The 3,231-nt window shown below is 73.8% G+C and carries 5 protein-coding genes; 4 read left to right on the forward strand and 1 reads right to left on the reverse strand.

Translation table 11 applies throughout. The annotated features are described in order from the left end of the window. The 4 genes from VGR37_24250 to VGR37_24265 all read left to right on the forward strand — a co-directional run. Positions 1-774: nuclease domain-containing protein (locus VGR37_24250; protein ID HEV2150534.1), on the forward strand; the 774-nt coding region annotated here is incomplete at its 5' end. After that, positions 764-1,327, forward strand: a complete 564-nt coding sequence (locus VGR37_24255) for an outer membrane beta-barrel protein (protein HEV2150535.1) — start codon at positions 764-766, stop codon at positions 1,325-1,327. The genes VGR37_24250 and VGR37_24255, both read left to right, overlap by 11 nt. 152 nt (positions 1,328-1,479) lie before the next feature. Then, positions 1,480-1,704, forward strand: a complete 225-nt coding sequence (locus tag VGR37_24260; GenBank protein ID HEV2150536.1) for a hypothetical protein — start codon at positions 1,480-1,482, stop codon at positions 1,702-1,704. Then, positions 1,694-2,083, forward strand: coding sequence for a type II toxin-antitoxin system VapC family toxin (locus VGR37_24265; protein HEV2150537.1), 390 nt, complete (start codon positions 1,694-1,696; stop codon positions 2,081-2,083). Before VGR37_24260 ends, VGR37_24265 begins: the two co-directional genes overlap by 11 nt. 63 nt (positions 2,084-2,146) lie before the next feature. On the opposite strand, the gene VGR37_24270 is transcribed toward VGR37_24265, so the two are convergent. After that, entirely contained in the window at positions 2,147-2,986 is an 840-nt protein-coding gene (locus tag VGR37_24270; protein HEV2150538.1) for a maleylpyruvate isomerase N-terminal domain-containing protein, read from the reverse strand. Between the last annotated feature and the right edge of the window lie 245 nt (positions 2,987-3,231).

Below are 3,231 nucleotides of genomic sequence, written 5' to 3' on the forward strand. Positions count from 1 at the left end.
GAGCCGCTCGCCGCGGCGGCGGGAGATCCCCCGCCGGGCCTGGCCTCCCCGCAGCTCACCCTCGCCCCCGGGTACCGCGAGGCGCACCGCGCCTGCCTCCTCCTGCGGCTCGGGCTCAGCCTGGAGGGCGGCCCGGTGCGGCTGGCGGTCAAGGACCTGGGCGTGCTCTACGAGTACTGGTGCTTCCTGGCGCTGGCGCGCGTCCTGGCCGCGCGGACGGCGAGCCCGCTCCGCGCCCGCGACCTCCTCGCCGTGGAGGAGCGCGGCCTGCGGGTGCTCCTGCGGCGCGGCCGCGAGCACTCGCTGGCCTTTCCGCTGCCGGACGGCGGGCGCGCCGTGCTCACCTACAACCCGCGCTTCGGCGGGGCGCCGCTGCTGGTCCCCCAGCAGCCGGACCTGCTCCTGGAGGTGCGCCGGCCGGACGGCGCGGCGACGCGCGTGGTGCTGGACGCCAAGTACCGGATCACCGCCGCGGCGGAGTACGTGGCGCGCTACGGCTCCCCCGGCCCGCCGGAGGACGCGCTGAACGTGCTGCACCGCTACCGCGACGCCATCGTGCGGCCGGGCGGGAGGGACGGCCCCGAGCGGCTGGTCACGCGCGCGGCGGCGCTCTTCCCCTTCCGGGAGGCGGAGCACGGCGCGTTCTGTGCGAGCCGCCTCTGGCGCTCCCTGGACACGCTCGGCGTGGGAGCCATCCCCCTCCTCCCCGGGAGCACGGAGTACCTGGAGGAGTGGATCGCTCACGTACTGGACGGAGGTGCCGATGCTGCGTAGCCGGTGGACCGCCGCGCTCTGTGGATGCGCCCTGCTGGCGTGCGCCGGGAGCGCGCAGGCGCAGGGCGGAGCGTCCGCGCTCTCCCTCGGCGGGCGTGTCCTGGCCGCGGCGCCCGTGGGAGACCGCGGCGCGGGGCTGGAGACCGGGGTGGGCTTCGGGGTGGACGCGGGCTACGAGGTGCGCCCGGGGCTGGTCGTGTACGCCGGCTACAGCCGCACGGTGTTCCCGGTGGAGCAGGAGGGGCGCGACGCGGACCGGGTGGACTCCGGGATCGACCTGGGCGTGCTGACGAGGCGGCCGGTGGGCGGGGTGCCGCTCTGGTTCCGCGGCGGGATCGTCTTCCACGAGGCGGAGACGCACCTCCGGTCCGGCGGCGGCGGGCTGGACGACGGGACCACGGGGGTGGGGCTGGAGAGCGGCGTCGGCGCGGAGGTCCGGCTGGGGAGGCACGTCATGCTGCTGCCCGGGGTGGGCTACACGGCCTACCCGGTGGGCGACCCCGGGGGCGTGTCGCACCTGCGCGCCGAGGTGGGGGTGCGGCTGCGGCCGTAGAGCCGTTCGGGTGGGTCCGGCGTCGGCGTCCCCAGGACCGTCGAGTTATCGGCCGGCATCCATCGTGCTGGAAGGCCGTTCCGGGCCATGGGCGGACCCACTAGTTTTCCATCGGCGTCGACTGAAGCACCCGGACGAGAGGCGGAGGAGAAATGGCTGCACTGGAACGCGAAATCCACGAGCGGCTCGCCGTGCTTGGCCCCGAGCAACAACGTCAGGTGCTGGAGTATGCCCGCGCACTCAGCGAGGCACCACGAAGGGGAGTCCCCGGCAAGGCACTGCTGCGCTTCAGCGGCACCATCCCGGCGGATGATCTTCGTGCAATCGCGCGGGCCGTGGAGGAAGATTGCGAGCGCGTCGATCCGAATGGGTGGTAGACTGCTCCTCGACACCAGCGTCATCGTCGATCTCTTCACCGACGGCTCTGCCGTCCAGCATTTGCTCGCTGCGGCCGATGAGGTGTTCGTACCGGCCATTGCGCTCGGCGAACTCTTCTATGGAGCGCAGCGCTCGAACCGTCGTGAGGCCAATCTGGCCCAGGTCGAAGCCTTTGCGTCCGCTGCCGCCGTGCTCCCCTGCGACCTGCAGACGGCACGGCACTACGGTGAGATCAGGGACGCGCTGCGCGCCAGAGGCCGCCCACTCCCGGAGAACGACATCTGGATCGCCTCCCTGGCGAGACAGTACGCCCTCACAGTGGCCACCCGTGACTCTCACTTCCGCGAGATCGACGGCCTCGCATTGGTCGCCTGGTAGCCGCTCGTAACGCGGTTGATCCGTGTCGGAGTGTGATCGAGGACGTGCGTTCCGGCAGATCCCTCACCCCATGATGGCGAGGGCGCCCAGCACCGGCTCGCCGAGCCGCCGCTCCCCCTCGATCCGGACCCGCTCCTCCGCCGCCTCGCGTGACAGACCCTTCGTGAACAGACGCCACGCCGCATCCGCGTCCGCCGTGACGGTGGCGTCCGGGCGCGGGGCAGCCCCGGCGTGGAGGGTCCAGCGGCCGCCCTCCCGCAGGAGCGTCCATTCGTCCCCCGCCTCGCCCGTGACGGCGAAGAGCACCGCCGTGCCCTCCGGCGCGTCCACGTCGCGGTACGCGTGCGGGAGCGCGCGCACGAAGGTGTCGAGCACCGGGTGGAGCCACTCGCGTCCGGTGAGCGGCGCCCGCCCCACGGCATCGCGGATCTGCTGCTGGTGGTGCCAGCGCTCGGTGTACTCGCGCGCCGTGTCCATCCAGTTCGCGGACGTCTCCTCGCCCGCCCACGCGACCGGGAAGAGCGCGGGCCCGCGCGGGTCCAGCCCCTCGAACAGGCGGGCGACCTCCGGCCCGGTGAAGCCGTGCAGCTCCACCAGCAGCCGCGGACTGATGCGGCGCGCCGCGTCCACCCACACCGCGTTGATGTGGTCCAGGAAGGCAACGAAGCCGCGGTAGCCGTCGATGGGCCGGTCCGGCGGAGGCGGCGGCATCCCGTCGCGTCGGAAGGAGAGCTGCCGCACGTCCCCGTCCAGCAGGTGCGCGGCTACGTCCTTGACCGTCCAGAGCGGCGCCGCCGTCGGACGCCGCCACTCCTCGTCGGAGAGGCTGGAGAGGAGGGCGATCAGCTCGGCGTGCAGCGGCCCGAACCGCTCCGCGACGTGAACAGGCTCGACGGGAATCATCGGTCTCCTCCTCGGCGGTGGAAGCGGGCGCCGGCCCGGCGGCGGTGTTACCTTCCCGGCCGGCTGCGGCTACAGGATGCCCGTGAAGTTGACGAGGAGCCAGGCCATCAGCCCCAGCACCGTGTAGCCGGCGATCTGCTCCGCGCGGCCGGGGGGCGGCGGCGGCGGGGGCGGGATCCGGGCGGCCTCCACCCCGGGCTCCCCCGGCGTCTGCGGCTGGTCCGCGGGCTCGCGCCGGGTGGGGG

It is taken from the genome of Longimicrobiaceae bacterium (assembly GCA_035936415.1).
Classification (GTDB): domain Bacteria; phylum Gemmatimonadota; class Gemmatimonadetes; order Longimicrobiales; family Longimicrobiaceae; genus JAFAYN01.